Genomic DNA, 856 nt, shown 5'->3' with positions numbered 1-856 from the left:
CATTAACATAAGAAAATAGTAACGTGCTTTTAACTTCAAAAATAGTCTAAATCCTTAAGTTGATGGATGTGGGGTACTACCACATGTCCATCAAATTAGGAACCTGCTTTACCCCAAATGTAAAAAAACGTTATCCTTTCCTATGATTCTAGAGAAAGAATAACGTTTTTCATGTTACGGAGGATTTTGTTTTATTAGCTTAACAGCATTTACTACCTTAATTTTAAAAAAACTTTAAAATTAAGGTGTTTTTTGAACCAGAAAAGGATATTTTCAACTATAAAAACTATGACAAAATTTATCTATTTTTCCTTTTTGCCTACTTGCTAAATTCAGCAAGTAAAATATTTTTAAAAGGATTAGGACTATTAGCTTTGTTACTGTTCAAATTGACGGCTAATGTATGCTTGCCCCCAATTGTGCCTCCAGCAAAAGTAGAAAAACCTGGAGAGCCACCTGTGTGTCCCCAAATCGAGACACCGTTTGAAAGTTTATTTTCATAGATTCCAAGACCATATCCATCGATTACTTCTGTTCCTGTAGGAACTGTAGTAAGCATTTGTTTTAGTTGCTGTTCCTTCAGTAATTTGCCACTAAGTAAATAAGAGAAAAATTTGTTCAAGTCGTCAGCAGTAGAAATCATATCTCCATCCGAGTTACCTGGGTAAGAATACGTAACGTCTTTTGGCTCACTTGCTTCGTCTAGTTGGAAATATCCACGGGCATGATTGGTACCTGGGATAACAGTTGAATTACCAGGTAGGAATGTATTCGACAATTCGAGCGGTTCAACAATCCGATTTTCAACCTCTTCTGCATAGCTATTTCCAGTTACTTTTTCAATAAGGATACCCAG

Annotated in this window: 1 protein-coding gene; it reads right to left on the bottom strand. The window is 35.2% G+C overall.

The window, feature by feature from the left end; all coding sequences use genetic code 11:
• Window positions 1-319: 319 nt before the first annotated feature.
• On the bottom strand, window positions 320-856 hold a 537-nt coding region (locus V7S50_RS33990), incomplete at its 5' end, for a serine hydrolase domain-containing protein (RefSeq protein WP_336376869.1).

Origin of the sequence: Bacillus sp. CCNWLW194 (assembly GCF_037120585.1) — a bacterium.
GTDB classification, from domain to species: domain Bacteria; phylum Bacillota; class Bacilli; order Bacillales; family Bacillaceae_G; genus Bacillus_A; species Bacillus_A basilensis.
This window is presented reverse-complemented; position numbering and strand designations above follow the sequence as displayed.